General features: G+C 49.3%; 24 protein-coding genes. 16 read left to right on the forward strand and 8 right to left on the reverse strand.

Annotation, left to right across the window (positions count from 1 at the left end):
• Positions 1-52 precede the first annotated feature (52 nt).
• The 10 genes from ACJ67_RS03950 to ACJ67_RS03995 all read left to right on the forward strand — a co-directional run bounded on the left by ACJ67_RS03950 (position 53) and on the right by ACJ67_RS03995 (position 9,545).
• Complete coding sequence (locus tag ACJ67_RS03950; protein ID WP_049639760.1) at positions 53-484, forward strand: hypothetical protein; 432 nt, start codon at positions 53-55, stop codon at positions 482-484.
• 3 nt (positions 485-487) lie between these two features.
• Positions 488-859 (forward strand): type II secretion system protein, encoded by a 372-nt coding sequence (locus tag ACJ67_RS03955; protein WP_049637965.1) that lies wholly within the window; start codon positions 488-490, stop codon positions 857-859.
• On the forward strand, positions 846-1,340 hold the full coding sequence (locus ACJ67_RS03960) for a type II secretion system protein (protein WP_049637966.1): 495 nt from the start codon (positions 846-848) through the stop codon (positions 1,338-1,340). Before ACJ67_RS03955 ends, ACJ67_RS03960 begins: the two co-directional genes overlap by 14 nt.
• A gap of 201 nt (positions 1,341-1,541) precedes the next feature.
• Positions 1,542-2,180 carry a MotA/TolQ/ExbB proton channel family protein gene (locus ACJ67_RS03965; RefSeq protein WP_049637967.1) on the forward strand — a complete coding sequence of 213 codons (639 nt, stop codon included), beginning with the start codon at positions 1,542-1,544 and terminating at the stop codon, positions 2,178-2,180.
• Positions 2,181-2,184: 4 nt separating this feature from the next.
• Positions 2,185-2,598, forward strand: a complete 414-nt coding sequence (locus ACJ67_RS03970) for a biopolymer transporter ExbD (RefSeq protein ID WP_049637968.1) — start codon at positions 2,185-2,187, stop codon at positions 2,596-2,598.
• A gap of 6 nt (positions 2,599-2,604) precedes the next feature.
• Positions 2,605-3,414, forward strand: a complete 810-nt coding sequence (locus ACJ67_RS03975; RefSeq protein WP_049637969.1) for a TonB family protein — start codon at positions 2,605-2,607, stop codon at positions 3,412-3,414.
• Positions 3,415-3,631: 217 nt separating this feature from the next.
• The gene (locus ACJ67_RS03980; RefSeq protein ID WP_156171642.1) at positions 3,632-4,243 is read left to right on the forward strand and encodes a hypothetical protein; all 612 of its coding nucleotides are present in this window, start codon (positions 3,632-3,634) and stop codon (positions 4,241-4,243) included.
• 160 nt (positions 4,244-4,403) lie between these two features.
• Complete coding sequence (locus ACJ67_RS03985; protein ID WP_049637971.1) at positions 4,404-4,925, forward strand: RNA polymerase sigma factor; 522 nt, start codon at positions 4,404-4,406, stop codon at positions 4,923-4,925.
• On the forward strand, positions 4,925-5,914 hold the full coding sequence (locus ACJ67_RS03990) for a FecR domain-containing protein (RefSeq protein ID WP_197080661.1): 990 nt from the start codon (positions 4,925-4,927) through the stop codon (positions 5,912-5,914). Before ACJ67_RS03985 ends, ACJ67_RS03990 begins: the two co-directional genes overlap by 1 nt.
• Before the next feature lie 91 nt (positions 5,915-6,005).
• Positions 6,006-9,545 carry a TonB-dependent receptor domain-containing protein gene (locus tag ACJ67_RS03995; RefSeq protein WP_049637973.1) on the forward strand — a complete coding sequence of 1,180 codons (3,540 nt, stop codon included), beginning with the start codon at positions 6,006-6,008 and terminating at the stop codon, positions 9,543-9,545.
• Between the two features lie 2 nt (positions 9,546-9,547).
• Here ACJ67_RS03995 and ACJ67_RS04000 read toward each other — a convergent pair whose 3' ends face one another.
• Positions 9,548-10,447, reverse strand: a complete 900-nt coding sequence (locus ACJ67_RS04000) for a LysR family transcriptional regulator (RefSeq protein WP_049637974.1) — start codon at positions 10,445-10,447, stop codon at positions 9,548-9,550.
• Positions 10,448-10,559: 112 nt separating this feature from the next.
• Here ACJ67_RS04000 and ACJ67_RS04005 point away from each other — a divergent pair, with 112 nt between their 5' ends.
• A complete protein-coding gene (locus ACJ67_RS04005) occupies positions 10,560-11,315 on the forward strand; it encodes an SDR family NAD(P)-dependent oxidoreductase (protein ID WP_049637975.1) in 756 nt (251 codons plus the stop codon).
• Between the two features lie 133 nt (positions 11,316-11,448).
• Here the strand turns inward: ACJ67_RS04005 and ACJ67_RS04010 are convergent, their stop codons facing one another.
• From ACJ67_RS04010 to ACJ67_RS04030, 5 genes are all read right to left on the reverse strand, one after another.
• Positions 11,449-11,748, reverse strand: a complete 300-nt coding sequence (locus tag ACJ67_RS04010; RefSeq protein WP_049637976.1) for a type II toxin-antitoxin system RelE/ParE family toxin — start codon at positions 11,746-11,748, stop codon at positions 11,449-11,451.
• Between the two features lie 2 nt (positions 11,749-11,750).
• Positions 11,751-12,038: a CopG family ribbon-helix-helix protein gene (locus ACJ67_RS04015; RefSeq protein ID WP_197080662.1), complete on the reverse strand. Its 288-nt coding sequence runs from the start codon at positions 12,036-12,038 to the stop codon at positions 11,751-11,753.
• A gap of 211 nt (positions 12,039-12,249) precedes the next feature.
• A complete protein-coding gene (locus ACJ67_RS04020) occupies positions 12,250-13,107 on the reverse strand; it encodes a DUF6279 family lipoprotein (protein ID WP_049637978.1) in 858 nt (285 codons plus the stop codon).
• 162 nt (positions 13,108-13,269) lie between these two features.
• Positions 13,270-13,797 (reverse strand): YMGG-like glycine zipper-containing protein, encoded by a 528-nt coding sequence (locus tag ACJ67_RS04025; RefSeq protein WP_156171643.1) that lies wholly within the window; start codon positions 13,795-13,797, stop codon positions 13,270-13,272.
• A gap of 9 nt (positions 13,798-13,806) precedes the next feature.
• A complete protein-coding gene (locus ACJ67_RS04030; RefSeq protein ID WP_049637980.1) occupies positions 13,807-14,226 on the reverse strand; it encodes a hypothetical protein in 420 nt (139 codons plus the stop codon).
• 154 nt (positions 14,227-14,380) lie between these two features.
• Here ACJ67_RS04030 and ACJ67_RS04035 point away from each other — a divergent pair, with 154 nt between their 5' ends.
• From ACJ67_RS04035 to pqqA, 4 genes are all read left to right on the forward strand, one after another.
• Positions 14,381-14,959 (forward strand): hypothetical protein, encoded by a 579-nt coding sequence (locus ACJ67_RS04035; RefSeq protein ID WP_231587248.1) that lies wholly within the window; start codon positions 14,381-14,383, stop codon positions 14,957-14,959.
• Entirely contained in the window at positions 14,959-16,017 is a 1,059-nt protein-coding gene (locus tag ACJ67_RS04040) for an aldo/keto reductase (protein WP_049639761.1), read from the forward strand. The genes ACJ67_RS04035 and ACJ67_RS04040 overlap by 1 nt, the downstream gene beginning before the upstream one ends.
• 27 nt (positions 16,018-16,044) lie before the next feature.
• Positions 16,045-17,139 carry a phospholipase A gene (locus ACJ67_RS04045; protein WP_049637982.1) on the forward strand — a complete coding sequence of 365 codons (1,095 nt, stop codon included), beginning with the start codon at positions 16,045-16,047 and terminating at the stop codon, positions 17,137-17,139.
• Between the two features lie 132 nt (positions 17,140-17,271).
• A complete protein-coding gene (gene pqqA / locus ACJ67_RS14590; protein WP_081624291.1) occupies positions 17,272-17,343 on the forward strand; it encodes a pyrroloquinoline quinone precursor peptide PqqA in 72 nt (23 codons plus the stop codon).
• A 72-nt stretch (positions 17,344-17,415) separates the two neighbouring features.
• Here the strand turns inward: pqqA and ACJ67_RS04050 are convergent, their stop codons facing one another.
• Together ACJ67_RS04050 and ACJ67_RS04055 are read right to left on the reverse strand one after the other, a co-directional pair.
• Complete coding sequence (locus ACJ67_RS04050) at positions 17,416-17,910, reverse strand: pyridoxamine 5'-phosphate oxidase family protein (RefSeq protein ID WP_049637983.1); 495 nt, start codon at positions 17,908-17,910, stop codon at positions 17,416-17,418.
• Between the two features lie 20 nt (positions 17,911-17,930).
• Positions 17,931-18,134 (reverse strand): hypothetical protein, encoded by a 204-nt coding sequence (locus ACJ67_RS04055; RefSeq protein WP_049637984.1) that lies wholly within the window; start codon positions 18,132-18,134, stop codon positions 17,931-17,933.
• Between the two features lie 213 nt (positions 18,135-18,347).
• Here ACJ67_RS04055 and ACJ67_RS04060 point away from each other — a divergent pair, with 213 nt between their 5' ends.
• Positions 18,348-18,581, forward strand: a complete 234-nt coding sequence (locus ACJ67_RS04060; protein WP_049637985.1) for a DUF2171 domain-containing protein — start codon at positions 18,348-18,350, stop codon at positions 18,579-18,581.
• Positions 18,582-18,583 lie beyond the last annotated feature (2 nt).

The following is an 18,583-nucleotide window of genomic DNA, read 5'->3' on the forward strand; positions in this document are numbered from 1 at the left end:
CACTAGAGGTTTCGCTCCGCGCTTCACGCGGGGCTTCACGCTGGTCGAGTTAATGGTGACACTGGCCTTGCTCGCCTTGCTGGTGACCTCGGCTAGCCCGGTGCTGCAACTGAATACCAAGCGCGAAAAAGAGCGTGAACTCAAGCGTGCCTTGTGGCAAATCCGCGATGCGCTGGATGCCTATAAAGACGCGGTTGACCAGGGGCTGATCAAGAAAACAGCCGATGGCAGTGGTTATCCGCCTAGTCTGGTCATCCTGGTCAGCGGTGTTGAAAATGCCCAGGATCCCAAAAAGAAAAAACTGTTTTTTTTGCGGCGTATCCCGCGTGACCCGTTTGCGGCCGATGTCGGCCAGAGCAATGCCGAGACCTGGCGTATCCGTGCCTATGATGGTGCCATCGATGAGATGGCCAAAGATGTTTATGACGTCTCCTCGCGTTCGCCAGCCATCGGCATCAACCAGCAACCTTATAGTGAGTGGTAAAGCATGAAGCGCGGATTCACCCTGATTGAAATGCTGGTGGTGCTGGCGATCCTGGCCATGCTGCTGACCATCGTCACACCCAAGTTTATGCATATGCTGCAACGTTCCAAGGAAACCAGTCTGCGTCATGACCTGCTGACCATGCGCGATGCCATCGACAAGTTTTATAGCGATAAAAACCGTTACCCCGAGACGCTGGATGAACTGGTTGAGCGGCAATATCTCAAAGCCATTCCGCCCGACCCCATCACCGAGCGCACAGACACCTGGGTGATTACACTGCCACCTAATATAGACGAGCAAGGCAGTGTGTTTGATGTGCACAGTGGCTCGACATTACTGTCCGAGGACGGGACGCCGTATGCGTTGTGGTAAGCCTTTTTCCAGCGGCTTTGTATTGATCGGCATGTTTATGATGATCATGCTCAGTGGTCTGGTGATGGCGCAAGCCAGTATGCGCTGGCAAACCCAGGTGCTACGTGAACGTGAGTACGAGCTGATTAAGGTCGGGCTGGCTTACCGTGACGCGATTGGCCGCTACTATAACCAGACGCCTGGCGTGGTCAAAACCTATCCGCCGACGCTGGAAGCCCTGTACGAAGATACACGCTTCCCCACGGCACGCCGTCATTTGCGCAAAATGTATCTGGACCCAATCACGCAACGCGAAGGTTGGGGCATTGTAGAGGCGCCCAGTGGCGGCATCATGGGCATTTACAGCTTGTCAGACAAACCGCCTTTCAAAACCAAAGGTTATCGCGGCAACCTTGAGCATTTGAATAACAAGCGTTATTACGGTGAGTGGTATTTTGTCTATGTGCCACAACCCATCAGCAGTAACGCCGCAAGCATGTAGTTTCCTTTTTCATCGCTAACTCACTGCTTTTAGCTTCTTTTCTAGGCATATGTGTAAAGTTATGTTAATGACATCAGGCTTTTGGCTCTCCCAACGATTAAACAATTGAGAGGGAGTGAATAGGAAACTTTCCCTAATTTGGCGGGTTTTTTTCCTTGTGTTTGAAAATGCCCGGTTTGAGCGTGACTGACGGAGTGTATTGTGGATCTGGTACCAGATATTGTTGATATTGTATTGTATTTGCTGGGCGGGTTGTCAGTCCTGGTATGGTCCATCATTCTGTTTAAGGGTTGGGCGTGGTACCGGTCAGGGGGCGAGTCCAGTCAATTTCTCTCCGAGTGGCAGCATGTTAAAACCATTTACGAGTTGCCCAAACTGATTGCGCACAGCAACAGCAGCTTTGCGCGGTTGTGTGATGCAGGTATGCGGGCCATGAACGAAGCAATGGCCAACTCTGTTCTGCGCAGAAATGAGCGCCAGGAAGTGATTTTGCTCTCACTCAAGCAGCAGGCCTATCTGGAGCAAAAACGCATGGATGGTGGCGTGGCAGTGTTGGCTAGCATCGGTTCTACTGCGCCGTTTATCGGTTTGTTTGGTACCGTGTGGGGCATTATGAATGCTTTGCGTACCATTACAGCGACCGGTTCTGCTGGTCTGGATGTGGTGGCTGGGCCGATCGGTGAAGCTTTGATTGCTACAGCCATTGGCATTGCAACCGCAGTCCCTGCCGTGTTGGCGTACAACTACTTTATGCGCAAGCAGAAGGTGCTAAGGGCTGAGATGGAGCAGGTCGCCAGCCGTTTTCAATCGCTGCTGACACAATCTGGCGCGGAGGGTTAATACCATGGCCATGTTTAGTGAAAGTGAGAGCGAAGACTTAGTCAGCGAAATCAATGTGACGCCGCTGGTAGATGTGATGCTGGTATTGCTGACTGTGTTTATCGTCACGGCACCGTTGCTGATGAATGCCGTCAAGGTCAAGCTGCCGCAAGCTAGTGCAGAGGTGGCGGTGACAGTGCCCAAAACTGCGCATATCAGTGTGACAGATACCGGGGATGTGTACCTGGACCAGAAAAATATGCCGCTTGATAGCCTGACTACTGAGTTGGGGACGCTAAAGCAAAAGCATGATCCGGCGGTAGAAATTTATGCCGATGAACATGCGCAGTATGGCGTGGTGGCAAAAGTGCTGGCCGCGATACAGCGGGCAGGCATCAGCAAGTTCAGTTTTGTCATGTCGCCAGAGTCTCGGAAATAAATTGGCATGACCACCCTGATTTATCCTCAAGCACACAATGACTCACTGCTTTGGCGAGCAGTGGCAGTGTCGCTGGGGTTGCATCTGCTGGTGGCGATGATTTATCCAAAACTAAGCCAGATTCAATTGCCAGCCATCCCCGAGCGCATGGAAATCGAGTTTTTTTCGATCAAAGCCCCTGCGCCTGCAGTACAACAGGTTTCGCCGCCAGTAGATATCCCAAAACCTGCGGAGCCGCCAAAGGCCGAACCAAAGCCCGTGATAAAACCAGTGACGCCTGTGGAAACACCTAAGCCTGTGCTGGCGACGCCTAGTCACAATGACTCGGATTACCGTGTGCAGGAGCAGCCTGTGCAGCCGCCAGCCAAGGTTGAGCCTGCCCCGGCACCTGCGACCAACAATACAGCTGACACTGCGGCGCATGCATCAGCGACAAGCAGTGAAAGCACTGCCAAAGAAGCCAAGCCAACGGCGGCCCCGGTGGCCACTGCCACTGCAGAAACAGACGAGCTCAGTGCGAGTGACAATGACGCCTGGGGTGACTATGGCGAGCAGTTGCGCTCGCTGGTGAATAAAAGCAAACAATATCCGCCGATTGCTATCCGCCGTCATCTCGAAGGTGAAGCGATCGTGGTCGCGCAGTTTGTAAAAGGTGAGTTGGTGAATGTGTCACTGGCAGATAGCAGCAAACATGTGCCGCTGGATGAAGAGGCCATGCGCATGGTGAAAAAGGCGATTGCCCAACTTGGCGTGAAAGACAGTTTAAGAAAGAAAAGCTTCAAAATAACAATACCAGTCGCTTTCAAGCTGGAGTGATCCGTTCGCGGTTTCCCGAAGCCAGGCGTTATTTAGAAAGTACATCCCTCACTTTCGCTCAACGATAACGTCTGTTCTCTACCCCCTGTGGTTTGCCATTCTTTCCTCCGGCAAAACATGGGGGATTTTTTTGAGAGTTGAGAATGCGGGAACGTTTCCCTGTTAAGGGTTTTACATAGTAGCTAAGATGAGTTCAAACGATAAGAGGTAGGAATATATGCTAATAAAACAAGTAAGAATATGGCTTGCGGTCGGGGCACTTATGCTCAGTTTCAATACTGAAGCAAAGATTGAGTATTTCCAGGACAGCTTTAGTGGGGTTTTGGCCAGGGACGTGCAAAACGATTTTTTCTGGTTTACAGGACAGTCTACTTTTGTAAGCGGTAATGTAGGTTTAACCACGACTCATGAGATTGTTGAGTTCGAGCCGGACTCTTTTTATGCGTTTGGTATTTTTTCAAGAAATGATGACCTGAAAACCTTTTCAGGTAACTTTGAGCTTTATTACAAAGTTGATGACCCATATAACCCTCCAAATCCATGGCTTGACCCGTTGACGCCATTTCCTGTCGGCGGTTATTTCAGGTCTGAACAGAGTCTGTATTCTCCGGTAGATGGCACTGTGTTAGAGCAAACGATTCTGTACGGTGAAATCAATGGTGCCATGACCAATCGAGAGTATTTGTCATTTACAGTCAATTGGACGCTTTATACATTTGATGCAGCCAGTGCTGTTCCAGCACCCTCTCCAATTTGGTTGTTTGCGAGCGGTTTACTCTTGCTGTCATCAATAAGTTACAGGAAAAAGTATCATTTGTTCAGCAGATAATACTTGGAGAGGTGCTTCTAAAGTCATGCAATTTCGCTCTACCTATGTGGTTATTATCAGCCATGTTGGTGGTTGATAAGCATCAATATCAGAAGCAGGTTCGCGCATAACAAGTAAAAGCGTGCATGATTTGGTGGCACACATTTTGCCAATAAGGAGCATGGATAAAACAATGGTTTGGTGTGGCATCAATCTGCAATGGGCGTATACCGATTTGCTTGGTTACATACGCTTTAAGGTTGCGTGCCCGCACCTGGCCAAAGATATCCTGCATGATGCCTTGATCCGCTACACCATCTCCGGCAGTGCCAACAAGGATGCCGAACCGCATGCCTATATGCGCAGCATTGCTAAAAACCTGATTGTGGACAGCTATCATCACGCACAGCGGTTTGTTTCGCTGGAGGCTGAAATAGGCCTTAACCGCGAATGGCTGGATACGCCAACCTTATCCGTGGAGCAGCTGAGTGATATCAAGCAGCGGCTGGAAATGATTCAGCAGATTCTGGAGCAATTGCCGCCACGTTGCCGCCAGGTATTCTGGATGTATCGCGTAGAAGGGCACACCCAAACCGAGATTGCGGCTGCGCTCGGCATTAGCAAAAACATGGTTGAGCGTCACGTGATGCGTGCCATTCTCGATTTAAGCAGTGCACGCGAGCTCATAGAGGCAACCGTGTGATGAACCATAAGCACGAGGATATGATCAGGCAAGCGGCGGCGCGTTGGTATGTGCGCATGCGTGAAGTCGCGCCAGACTCGCCCGAGCGGACCACCTTTGAAGTCTGGTTGTTGTCAGACCGCAGGCATCAGGCCGCCTATCAGATGATTGAAGCCACCATGGAAGACTTTAGCTCTACCGCCAGACTCAAAGAGCTTTCTAATGCACTCTCGCAAAAACTCTACTTTGAGCAAACAGCCCGCCGCAAAAAAATCTCCAAACTGGGCTCTGGCCTGGCTGTGATGCTGGTATGTGCAGGCTTGGGCCTGTTGGGCCACACGCAATATATGCAGTGGCAGGCCGCGCCGCTCTCCACTGAAATGCAAACCACCGCCGTAGCACAAATGCTCAAGCGTACGCTGGATGATGGTTCAGTCGTCACGGCCAACGCCAATAGCGCCATGGAGATTGTGTTCTACCGTCATCAGCGCCTGGTGAAACTCAGCCGTGGTGAAGCCATTTTTGAGGTCACCAAAGACCCTGGCCGCCCATTTGTGGTTGAAACCCCGCAAGCCAAGGTTACCGTATTGGGTACGCGCTTTGCCGTCAACCAGCTCAGTAAAAAAGTGCGTATCAGTGTCGACCACGGCCGCGTGCAGGTAGCCCGTGCAGATGGCAGCGAGCAAGCAGTCATCCTGCAAAATGGCGAGGTGGCCGAGATTGAGCCAATGAGCGCACCGCACAAGGTCAACCGCAATGCGGCGGATAGCTTCAGCTTTACTAGTGGCCGCATCATTTTTGACCGTGCCGACATGTTTGAAGTCGCTGATACCTTATCGCGTTACCGTAACCCAACCGTCAAAGCCATGTTCTTTGGCGACCAAACGCCCAAAGTCAATGCTGTCGTTAAAGTCGCTGAGGTTGAAAGCTTTATCCAAACCTTGCCGCAATCCGTCCCGGTGAGCTTGAAGCGCAAAGACAATGCATTGCAGATCGAGCCTAAACGGTAACTCTTTACATTTCTTTTAAGTCACGCATATCAGGCATTTTGCCAGTCCGCCAGTTACATGTTTAACAAGACCTGTAATTGACGGACGTCCCATGCAAAATAACACGCTTAAAACAGCCATACTGGCGGCACTCATCGGCATGAATACACCCGCAGCCCTGCATGCTGAACTCAATACGGCACTGCCCGGCGAGCAAGAAGAGAGCTTTGCCTTGCCGCTGAATATAGACCTGCCTGCCCAACCACTGGCTGCTGCGCTACGTCAGTTTGCCATCCAAAGTAATTTATCGCTCACGGTAGATAGCGCACTCATCGTCGACAAAAAATCTCCCGCCGTTAAAGGCCGCATGACGCGTAAAGAAGCTATTAAAAGGTTGCTCGATGGCACAGGTTTGCAAGGGAAGATTGAAGGCGAAAAGATGCTGATTCAACGTGCTTTGAGAGATGAGAAAAGTGTTCAGCTGGATAAGGTTGAAGTGCGCGCCAAACGTTTTTATGAAGTCGGACCGCTGCCCGGTCTGGGTTTAACCAAAGAGGAAATCCCCGGTAATGTGCAAAGCATTTCGGCCAAAGAAATCAAGGAAGCACACTCCTTGAGTCTGACTGATCTCATGAACCGTAAATTGCAGTCGGTGACTGTTAATGACTATCAGGGCAACCCATTTCAAATGGATGTCCAGTATCGTGGTTTCACGGCTGGGCCGCAAATTGGTACACCTCAAGGCTTGAGTGTATTTTTTGATGGTATTCGTGTCAACGAGCCATTTGGCGATGTCGTGAACTGGGACATGATTCCTTTGAATGCCTTGGCTGGCGTAGATGTTTTTCCTGGCTCTAATCCGATTTTTGGCTTAAATACTCTAGGCGGTGCATTCTCCATGAAAACCAAAGATGGATTTAATAACGCAGGTTTGGATGCCGATATTCTGACTGGCTCCTTTGATCGCAAACAACTTCAGGTTGAAGGGGGCTGGAATAACGGCACCATTGCTTTGTTTAGTGCAGGTAATTTTTTTCTGGAGGATGGGTGGCGTAAGGATTCTCCAAGCAAAGTAAATCAGTTTTTTGGTAAGGCGAGTTATAGAGGGGAAAAACTTGATTTGAATTTAAGTACTCTATTGGTTAAAACAGAGTTAGTCGGCAATGGACTTGTTCCCAGTGAAGTTTATGCCCAAGACCGTAAAAATGTATTTACATCCCCAGATACGACTGATAACAACCTGTCTCAATTCCAGTTATCAGGCAGTTATTTCGTAAGCGACAATTTCACGATTACAGGGCAGGTTTACAGTCGAAACAGTAAGCGACACCAGATCGGGGCGGATGCATTTATGGATTGGCCTGAAACCCGAACGGTCAAAAGGCTACCGCAAAATGGTGAGGAATTCACTTGTCTATTTAAGAGTACTAATCAGTATGGAATGCCTGACTATGTGCTGATTCCGGTCAACATCACGCAAGGCGAAGATTTTTTCTCAGGAGAATTTACACAGGATTATTTCAACAATAACGGCGTAGTTGACTTGGATGTGAAATATGCTTCTAACGTAAATGCGGCGTTACCAGATTACTTTGTGAAAGCGTACACCACATTTTTTAACTCAACACGTAATATTTACACAGCTCAGATGTTGGCTAGGGACTTTGAATATGAATCACCCCCGACAGGACCCACTACCGATTATAGTTTCGGGGAAGTTTCTTATTCTGTGAATCCTGGCATTTTCTCTGATTATCACCAGCTGAATACTCCAACTTTTCAAGGTGAAAATGTGTATTGGTATGCTGGCATCGATACTTATTATTATGAAAAACAGGCAAATGGCGACATCATTAAAAATTATGTGGTGATGAAGCCAGCCCTAAATATTGACAAATGTCAGCCCGCGAGCTCATTGGAAAATACCGGTAAAGATTTTCCAGGACCCTACAATATTAAAGATCCTGGGCAAGACTTTCCGACGTTGGTCGATGGAGCCTATTTTGGTCAGTCAGGATATGTGGATGGGATTCCTACCGCCGTTATCACTGATAACAATATCAACCAGACTATAGATGGGGCTTCTCTGCAATTCAACTGGAACCTGGAAAAACATAAGTTCATGATAGGAATGTCTATCGACAGTGCACAGGCGACCTACACTAACAGTCAGCGCTTTGGCATGTTGACACCAGATCGTCACGCCTATCTGGCGCCAGATGAGATTAATCCGGTGTTTGCCGCAGCGACCATTCCGTTACAAAACAATAATTTCAGTGGTACCAATCTCACCAAAAGTATTTATTTCAGTGAGACCTGGAATCCGGTCAAGAACTGGAATTTCAATCTTTCCGCCCGATATAACGAGACCCAGTCACAAAACAATATTGCTACACGCTATGGCTTCTTTTCATATGGCTTGGGTAATTTGATTAATTTTCCATTTGGTCATGATGTCTGCAGAACTGACGAGGAGTGTGCCAATACACCGCTCAACTATCGAAGCCCGATAACAGTCAGCAATCTTGATCCTTCAGAGACCGAGAAATTCAGCTACTACTCTCTCAATCCATCGATGGGTTTGACCTGGCAGGCCAATGAAAATGTGAACGTATTTGCAAATATCTCTCAGGGAGCTCGCACACCGAGCGTGATTGAGTTGGGTTGTGCCTTTGATGAAACACCTACAGTCAAAGCCTCTTATGACGACAATAATGATGGTATCCCTGATCGTTTTGATTATGGTGCAAAGAGTGTAGTTGAAAATCGTTCTTGCTCTTTACCCAATACGCTGTCTGGTGATCCTTATTTAAAGCAAATCCGTTCAACTAGCTATGATTTTGGTGCAAGAGGTAAATTGTCTGAAAATATACAGTGGAATTTAAATGCTTATCAGACTGATCTAAGAAATGATATATATTTCATTGCCGTGAGTAATGGACTGGGTTTTTTTGACAATGTCGGAAATACTAGGCGCCGAGGAATAGAAGGGGGTATTTCCGGTAAGATAGATAAATGGAATTTTGGATTTAACTATAGCCTCACTGATGCGACTTTTCAAGATAACTTTACTATGATTAGTGAAGATAATAGTAGTGCCGTCTTCGATAACTACTACGGAAATAATGTCATCAAGGTAAAAAAAGGAAATCGCATGCCCGGGGTGCCTTTACATAATTTAAATGCGAATGTCAGTTATGACCTTACTGACCAATGGACAATCGGGTTCAATACCGTTATCCACTCTAAGTCCTTTGTCCGTGGTAATGAAAATAACGAGCATCGTGCAAATGTACCGCAATACAGAAATGTGGCGGTCCTAGAGAATGGGGTGATACGAGATGTTTTGGTTCCACGTCAGGCAGGCAATAATCCAGGTTATGTTTCGGGATTCGGCACAGTCAACTTTTTTACTAGCTATAAAATCAGCAAAGAATGGACTGCAACGTTATTAATAAATAATCTGTTTGATAAAGAATACTTCAGTGCCGGAAGATTGGGGCGCAATCCATTCTCGCCAAGTATTCAGGGTGCTATTGGTCCTGATGGCTATAACCATAACTCTAATGATTGGCTTAGTACTAACTTCATCGCGCCCGGTGCGCCTCGTGGTGTGTGGTTTAGTTTAAATTGGCATTTCGTGCCTGATTAGTTTTATAAGTTGCTTTGAACAATCTCAGTCAACCAATCCATAAAAATCCGCACACGCTTTGATAAGTTGCGACGGTGCGGAAACAGCAGCGCAACGCTCATGCTTGGTGCGGTGAATGTAGGTAGTATTTCAACCAGTTGTCCGCTAGTCAGCATCGCCATCGCGCCTAGTTTTGGCGCTTGCATAATCCCCAGCCCGGCCGCGCAGGCTGCGCGGTAGGCGTCGGTGTTATTGACACAAATGCGGCTGGGCATTTTGAGGCTGTGGAGTTTGCCGTCCTGCTGGTATTCAAAAGCGTCAAAGCGGTTATTGCTGCTAGTTTGGTAGTGAATGAGGTAATGGTACTGTAAATCTGCAATGGTTTTGGGTGTGCCATATTGCGCAAGATAAGCAGGGCTGACGAAGTTGCTCTGTTGCATTTCGCCTATCTTGCGCATGATCATGCCGGACTCTTCAACTTCACCGGTTCTGACCACGCAGTCATAGCCTTCCCTGACCAAATCGACTTTACGGTCTTCGCTGCTGATTTCGATATTCAGGTTGGGGTGGCGTTGCAAAAAAGGGGGTAGGGCGGGGATGACGAGGTGCCTGGCCATGGGTTGCGACATATTCACTCGGACGATGCCTGTGACCTGGCTGTCGTCGCTCATGAACAAGGTTTCCAGTTCTTCTATCTCACTCAACACATCTTTGCTTTTTTCGTAAAACAGTTGGCCATCGGGCGTGAGTTGTACTTTGCGTGTGGTGCGGTGAAACAGCTGTGTTTGCAGTTTAGTTTCCAGTTGCTGTATCGCTTGTGAAACGCTGGCTTTAGGCAGGCTCAGACTCTCCGCTGCTTTGCTAAAACTACCCAGTTCGGCGACGCGCATAAAACGTTTCAGGCTTTCGGTGCTATCTATCATAACTGTTCAATTGTTCATTTATTATGAACAGTATAATCACTAATGGCTGATTTATCTTTAATTTTAATGTCAATAAACTACGCACATCTTTCATCAACACAGGAGAATGAGCATGACTAATATTGCATTGATTACAGGTGGTAGCCGTGGTTTGGGTAAAAATACGGCATTGGCGATGGCAAAACAGGGCATGGATGTGGTGCTGACGTACCAAAGCAAACAGGCCGCTGCCCAAGAGGTGGTGAATGAGATTACTGCCCTGGGACGCAAGGCGGTGGCTTTGCAACTGGATGTGTCACAGGTGAAGACCTTTGATGCATTTGCTAGTACCTTGAAACAAGCATTGCAAACACATTTTCAGGCAGAAAAATTTGATTATCTGGTGAACAATGCGGGGACTGGCCTGACTGCACCCTTTGCTGAAACGACTGAACAGATATTTGATGACATGGTGAACATCCACCTGAAATCCACCTTCTTCGTGACGCAGAAGTTGTTGCCATTGATCAATGATGGCGGCCGCATTGTGAATATTTCCAGCGGCCTGGCACGATTCACGCTGCCTGGTTACAGTGCTTATGCGGCCATGAAAGGCGGTATTGAAGTGTTGACGCGTTATATGGCGAAAGAGCTGGGTGCACGCCAGATTGCGGTGAACACCGTCGCGCCTGGGGCAATTGAAACCGATTTTGGCCAGGGTCTGGTGCGGGATAATAAGGAGGTGAATGCCTACATTGCTGGGCAAACAGCGCTTGGCCGTGTCGGCGTGCCGGATGATATTGGCCCCATGATTGCCAGCCTGTTGTCTGAAAATAACCGCTGGGTGAATGCGCAACGCATTGAAGCTTCTGGCGGTATGTTGATTTAATCCCCTTGAGTGAAAACGAAACAGGCAGCCTCTGGCTGCCTGTTTTTGATATTAGGGGTCCGTGATACTAGGTTCAGCGTAAAAATGAATGGGAATATGCACTGTTCCAGCACCCACCTAAACCTAAAAAGTCTCAATCCCTCTCAGCATATCCCGCCTCACTTTGGCTTCTAATTGCCAACACAAAAATGGTATCTATCTCTGAAACATAGCGGTAAAGGGCGATGTAACCATGTGAACGTCGACCGATGATTAGCTCGCGCAGCCCAAAATCCGTTGGCCGACCGATTTGTGGGCTATTGCTGAGAATGTCGATGGCATGGATGATTTCTTCAATCCGCTGCTGTGGGTGTTCAACCTGAAAAGTGTTTAAGTGGGCCAGTATGCGTTGAAAGTCCTGACCGACTTCTGGGGCAAGTTCAATCGCTGTCATGATTAACGCACGAGTTTACGGCTTTTGGGTATTGGCGCATCCGCGTTGGCAATATTTGCCTTGAGGTAGCTTTTCATCTCATCCCAGGCGATGGTTTCCCCTGTGGCAATGATGTTTTCATAGCGCGCTTCAGCTTGTTGTAAAAAATCTGCGCGTTTTTCATATAGGGCGGTCTTGTCAGCAATTGCTTCCAGAATAAAGCCGTGCGTGGTTGTACCTGCGCGCTTTGCTGCTTCAGCTACGCGGGCTTTAAGCTCTTTGGATAGTCGGATGGTTGTGGTGGTCATCATACGCCTCAAGTGACAAACTGAAATGAATGTAGCACACAAGTGCTACAAATTAAAACAACGATCTTCAGGGTTAGACTTTTTGGATTTAAAACTGAAAAAAGATACTTTCGGTCAAAATAAAAAGTAAAAGAATTTCTCTTTTACTCAGCCCTCAATGACCCGCAAATCCAAATGACCAGAGCGACAAGATAGACCCTTCAAACGCCACAGATCATTTGCTTTGCAACTGCGTAAACTGCGTCTTGTAATCCTCTATCCATTGTTGTGCATGCTGGCGTTGTTTGATCGTTGTTGAGGTGTGTAGGCTTGCGATGGTTTCACACGTTTGCTGCGTGACTTTATCGATATAAGCCTGGTAGGCCGGATTCGGACTGTTTTGCATGCGTTCAAACCCTGCGCGGACCAGTTGCGATTTTTGTTCATTTGATAAGGCTGGATCTCGTAATGACTTAAGGATCGCCAACGACTCTTCGTCGCGACGCAAAATCTCAGAGTAGGTGATGGCCGGATCAATGTCACTCCTGGCAATGGCCTGCTTTAAAAGGTTTATTTGTTTTTCGTTTAAATCGCCATACACTTTTTCAGCAAAGTCCTGGGATTTTTCCAGCCTTACTTCGCGCTGTTCTTCTATCGTTTCCTGCCACCATTCCTCTTTCCATTCCTGGTTGCGTTTTTCCAGCTTTTTCTGCAAATACTGCAGTTGCTTATCACTGAGTGTCTCGGCGACGTCAACAATAATAGGGATGATTTTTGTTTGAAGCGTTCGCAGATTTGATTTGATGGACTCAATGCGTTGGCAGGCAGTTTGTGAACTTATCTCATGGTTGAGATCATCGTTTATTTCATCCAGCAACGACACATAGCGCGGTAACTCGTTTTTACGATGCCATGCATGCAAGTCCTGCAGTGCGGGTTTCAGTTTGGCTTTTTGTGCTTCGCTGAAATTAAAATAATGATCCAGCCGCCATGCGATCAGTGCAGGTGCGTTGTTGTAAGCGGTCTTAACCAGGCTACAACTGATGATTGAAAACGCGAGCAGGAGGATGAAAAAGGTTTTGATGATGCGCATGTCTCTACGACCAGGACAGACATGTTAAGTTTGCGATAGCGACAATGGACATTCACCGTTTTTAATGCCTATGCGGTCAAACTGATGACCTGCGTAACGCTGACTCGGACTGATGAATAAGCTGGATAAATTCAGGCAGCACACGACTGCCTGATTGCTTGGCTAACGCTGATAACCGGGTGGTGGCGGAGGCGGAGGATAATAGCTGGTGCCACCAGTCGCTGGTGCGGTGTTTGTCCCCTGCGAATAGGTCCTTGCCATGCTGGCGGGTACCGGGATTTTATGCCCGGCCGCATACATGCATTGATAGTAGGCATTGTCATATTTGTCCTGCGCGTTCATGCCGCTGACAGAGGCCGTATTGGCGCCGATGGCGCCGCCAGATAACGCCCCCACACCTGCGCCGATGGCTGCGCCTTCACCACCGCCTGCGGCGGCGCCAATGGCGGCACCGACGACAGTTCCGACGGCAGTGGTGGCTGCCAGGCTGGAATCATATTGCTGGTTGATGGTTTTGCCACCAATTTGCGTCAGCGCAAAATCGCGGCAGGATAAATCATCTGCACGGAAGACATTAAAGTCTTTGCCAGTGCCCGGTAGCGCCATATTGCTGGGGCCGGTCGGGTTGGTGGCACAGGCAGATAAAGTCAGCGCCATTGCTACGATGCTCAACGTTGGGTAAATAGTCATGGCTTTACCCTATTTGGCCGAGGTGGCGGGTGGCGGGGCAGGCGTCACCTGTTTCCAGCCCGCCGGGCATTCTTTCACGTAGGGGTAATAGCCGTCAGACTGTTCACAGTAATACCAGTAGCCTTGCCCATTACCGTTGCTGGCACTCGCCGGAGGAGTGGTTTGTGCGGGTGCGCTACTACCGTTGCCTTGCTCAATGTAGACCTGGGGTTGCGGTGGTTGCGTGATAATCACCGGCGGAGGGCTATACACATAGGGGTAAGGATAGGCCGCGTAAGGGTAAGGATAGAACGGGTAGGGGGAGCCGAAATACACACCGACATTGCCACGCCAGCCACCATGGCCGGGCGGATGAGCATGGGCGACTTGGCTGGCCAGAGCCAGGCTTGCCAGCAAGCTGGTAAGTAATAATTTTTTGCGTGAAATCATATCGCCTCCATCGGAAATATTCCTGTTTTGTCAGACAAAAGCATACGCAAATTTATCCGGCAATAGCGTGGCGGTTTTGTATCGGAGTGTATCTTTGGCGCGGGTGATCGCTGATAGTATTAGGTAGCTGCTGCCTGACTGCGGTATGCTATCCATGACCGTTTGCAAATCGTGTATCCCCATGCAACAGCAATCCATACAGCAGATCAATCTTTCTTATGACAGGCAGCAAGACCGCTTGCTGTTGAGAACCGCTGTCAGCCCGGAGCAGGAAGTCCAGTTATGGATTACCTACCGGGTGGCACGCGAAATCTTCAAGATATTCAACCGCGAGGCACATTTGCCAGTGCCTGCATCGGTGCCGGAAAGTGCGCAGTCCCTCGTCGACGCCACGCGCCAGTTTGAGCAGGAAGCCGAAGCGGTGCAACAACTGGAGCACCTAGATTTTGAGACGGCTTACCAGCAACGGCCCAACATGGTCAGCGATGAGGTGCTGTTGGTGGTTGAAGTCCGGTTTGTCTCCATTAATGACCAACTGAACAATATGCAAATGGTTTGTGCCAATGGGGTCAACGTCAATATGGGCTTGAACCCGCAGTTGGTGCTGGCGATCAGCCGTATGCTGATGATCGCCAGCCAAGATGCGGGTTGGGCCTTGCCTGCTCCTAAGGAACCTGAAGCGGTTTCCAGCATCGTAATGCAAGTACCTACAGATAAACAGGTGTTACATTGATTGATTTTACATATTTGGGTGACAGCGGTATTCATGTTTCAAAAATCACGCTGGGCACCATGACCTTTGGTGACCAGAATACCCAGCAAGACGCCAACAGCCAGCTCGATTTTGCCTTAGAGCAGGGCATTAACTTTATAGATACGGCCGAGATGTATCCGGTGCCACCGCGTGCCGAGACGGTGACGCGTACTGAAACCATACTGGGTCACTGGATCAAGAACCAGCGCCGGGACCGTTTTGTACTGGCCAGTAAAGTGGCTGGCCCCAGGCGCGGCATGCAGTGGATTCGTGGCGGCCCGACTGGCATGGACCGCGCCAATATTCGTCAGGCCGTGCATGATAGCCTGACGCGCTTGCAAACCGATTACCTGGATGTGCTTTACTTGCATTGGCCTGAACGCAATGTGCCCATGTTCGGCCAGTACCAGTTTGACCCCAGTGCAGAACTGGACGCCAATGGCGAGCAACAGGCCTGGGTGCCGATCCAGACCCAGCTTGAAGTCCTGGATGAATTGATTCGCGAAGGCAAGATACGGGCGATAGGCTTGAGTAATGAGCAGCCCTGGGGCGTGATGGAGTTTTTGCGCGTTGCCCGTGAGCAGGGCTTGCCGCGCATTGCCGTGCTGCAAAACTGCTACAACCTGATGAACCGCGGCATGGAGTTTGGCATGACCGAAGTGCTTTACCGCGAGCGCATCAGCCTGGCCGCCTATTCACCACTGGCGTTTGGCCACCTCACCGGTAAGTATGTGGATGATCCTGCCACGCCGGGCCGCGTCACCTTGTTCCTGGGCTATGCCCAGCGTTACAAAAAACCGGGCGTGCCTGCCGCCTCCAAAGCCTATGCCGAGCTGGCGCGCGCGCATGGCCTGACACCGGCACAATTGGCGCTCAGTTTTGTGTATCACCGCTGGTTTGTCGGCACGACGATTATCGGTGCCACCAATATGCACCAGTTGCAGGAAAATATCGCGGCTTACCAGGTTCGCCTGAGCGATGACGTATTAGATGCGATTGAACAACTGCATTTGACCATAATGAATCCGGCGCCTTGAACTCAGCGCCCTAAGAAGGGAATCCACATGTTAACACCTGGCGACCTGCGCCACATTTTACTGCGCAGCCTGATTGTTTTTGCCTTGCCCCTGAGTGTGCAGGCGGCGGATGGTAACGATTTGCAGAACGCCCTGCGCACCTGCCAAAGCGAATTTGGTGAGGATGCCCGCCGTCGTTTGCTGTGTTTTGACCAAGTGGCGCAACAATATGCACCCACCTCGCCTGAGGCAAAGATCCACACTTCAAAACAGGCTGCTCTGGTGGAAAAGGTGGATTCAAAAACCAATTACCTGGCGCGTAAGTGGCACCTGAATGCCGATGATGAGCTGCACTTTACCGATCTGGAGACCTACCAGCTCAATTACGTGGTGGCGGCATATTCCAATAATCCGAATGAGGTGCCGACCTCCCCCTCCAGGCCCAATACCCAGGACCGGGATTTAAACAATAATGACCTGCACTTCCAGATCAGCCTGAAAACCCAGCTCATGAATTTGTCTGACTGGCTGCCGGAAAACCGCTGGGTGCATAGTGCGCGTCTGTGGGGTGCCTATACGCAGCAATCTTTCTGGCAGGTTTATAGCGCGAGCCAGTCTCGCCCGATGCGAGATCATAACTATTCGCCCGAGTTAATCTTGTCCCTGGGGTTGAACAAACCGGGCGAGCCCAAACAATGGGCGGCCCTGCCGGATATGGTTAACCTGGGCGTGGTACATGAATCCAATGGTCGTTCGGAGCCGCTTTCACGTAGCTGGAACCGGATTTACCTGCAAGGTGGCTGGCAATTGAATGACAGGTACAGTCTGCTGTTCCGGCCCTGGTGGCGCATCCCCGAGACCAAGTCCAATGACGATAACCCGGACATTAGCAAATATATGGGCTACGGCGATGCAGTGCTGCGTTGGGATAACGAAGCCAATACGACCGCTGCCAGCGTCACCTTACGCAATAATTTGCGCAGTGATAACAAGGGGTATGTGAAGTTTGATGTGCAGTACAAACCGCTCAAAAGTGAAAGTGTGCGCTTTTATGCCATGCTGGCAAGTGGCTATGGCGTCTCGCTGCTCGATTACAACCAGGCACAAACCATGTTCGGGATTGGTTTCGCGATTGGAGAATAGAGATGCCTGCAGCTAAGTAAAATCATGAGTGATTTTTAAGAAGGCTGCGCAAGCATTAAATTAATACGATGCGTATAGTGATGCCTAACGAGATGTACTTATTGATCAAAAACTTATTTAAGGAGAATGACCATGTGGACTAAACCAGCTGCTACTGAAATGCGTTTTGGCTTCGAAGTGACTATGTACGTCATGAACAAATAATCCAGACGTTAACTTGCATTACGACAAACCCGGCATACGCCGGGTTTGTCGTTTTAAAGCAGGCGAGTGCATTTACAAATGATTCAGGCGGGCGTGTTCTCCGAGCCCAATCGGTTTTGATGCGGCCATCGAGGCCACCATGGCAAACAGCCTGACCACTTTGCTGTGAGGGGCATCCCAATATTCTGCCAAATGAGGGACAAATTTTAGCAGGCACAGCGACGACGAATCAGGTCCTTCAGGAAACCAGGGCCTGACATAAGGGGACCATAAAGCCTGTTGGCGGCCAGGGTTGACCTCTATTTCACCATGACCGGACAAGGAAACATACATGCCATCGGGTTCGCCGCTGAAAGACAGGTTTAGTGTTTCCAGATGATCCACCTTTTCAGACCTGCGGTCGGTGAAGAACCAGATCACGCCATCATTATCCATTTCAATCGGCCCCATCGGCTGGCTGATCAACAGGCCCTGGTGGTTCATGAAAGTAAGCATCGCGATATCAAAATCTGCAATCAGCTCACCTAGTTTGTGGCGTTCTTCTGTTAATTGTCTGTGAATTTTCATGGGATATTCCTCCAAAAGATTTAAACGCTGATGGATTTTTCCACACTGTCACCATCGGCGACGATGGTGTAATCCTCCAACTTCAATTCGGGGTGTTCAACGCCAAAACGCGTTTTGCCTATCCTGTAACCTTCTTCTACATCCGGCGCCAGCACATTGGCTTGCCAGACGGGAGTGCCTTCATGGGGTTTTCCTTGCCAAACGGTGATGTTGAATATCGCCATGGAGTGCCTTTCAAAGCATGATCTTGAATTATTTTTAATGTTAAGGGATGTCACCGGGAAAACACCGTCGGGCGCAAACTGACTTGTTTGTCAGATAATCAAGACAGAGAGGTCTTCTCAGGATTCTTACAAGCAATTCAGTCAGAATGGTCTAGCCGTGGAAAAGCGGGCAGGGCAAAGTAGAGGCTCATTACTTTAAAAGGAATTTTTGCCATGATTGATGCCGCAGAAATTAAAGCTGATATGCCTGTCACCACCGCCCAGGCAGAACATGTGGCCGTGGTGGACCATCTGGTCAGCGATGATGTGATCAAACTGAAAAAAGATGACTCGGGTAAGCACCATTACATCCCGGTCAGCTGGGTGATCTCTACCGAAGGTGGCATAGTGAAAACCAATCGCACACTGGAACAGATCACCCATGACTGGGCAGATGTACAACCTTGATG

This window comes from Methylophilus sp. TWE2 (assembly GCF_001183865.1).
Taxonomy (GTDB): domain Bacteria; phylum Pseudomonadota; class Gammaproteobacteria; order Burkholderiales; family Methylophilaceae; genus Methylophilus.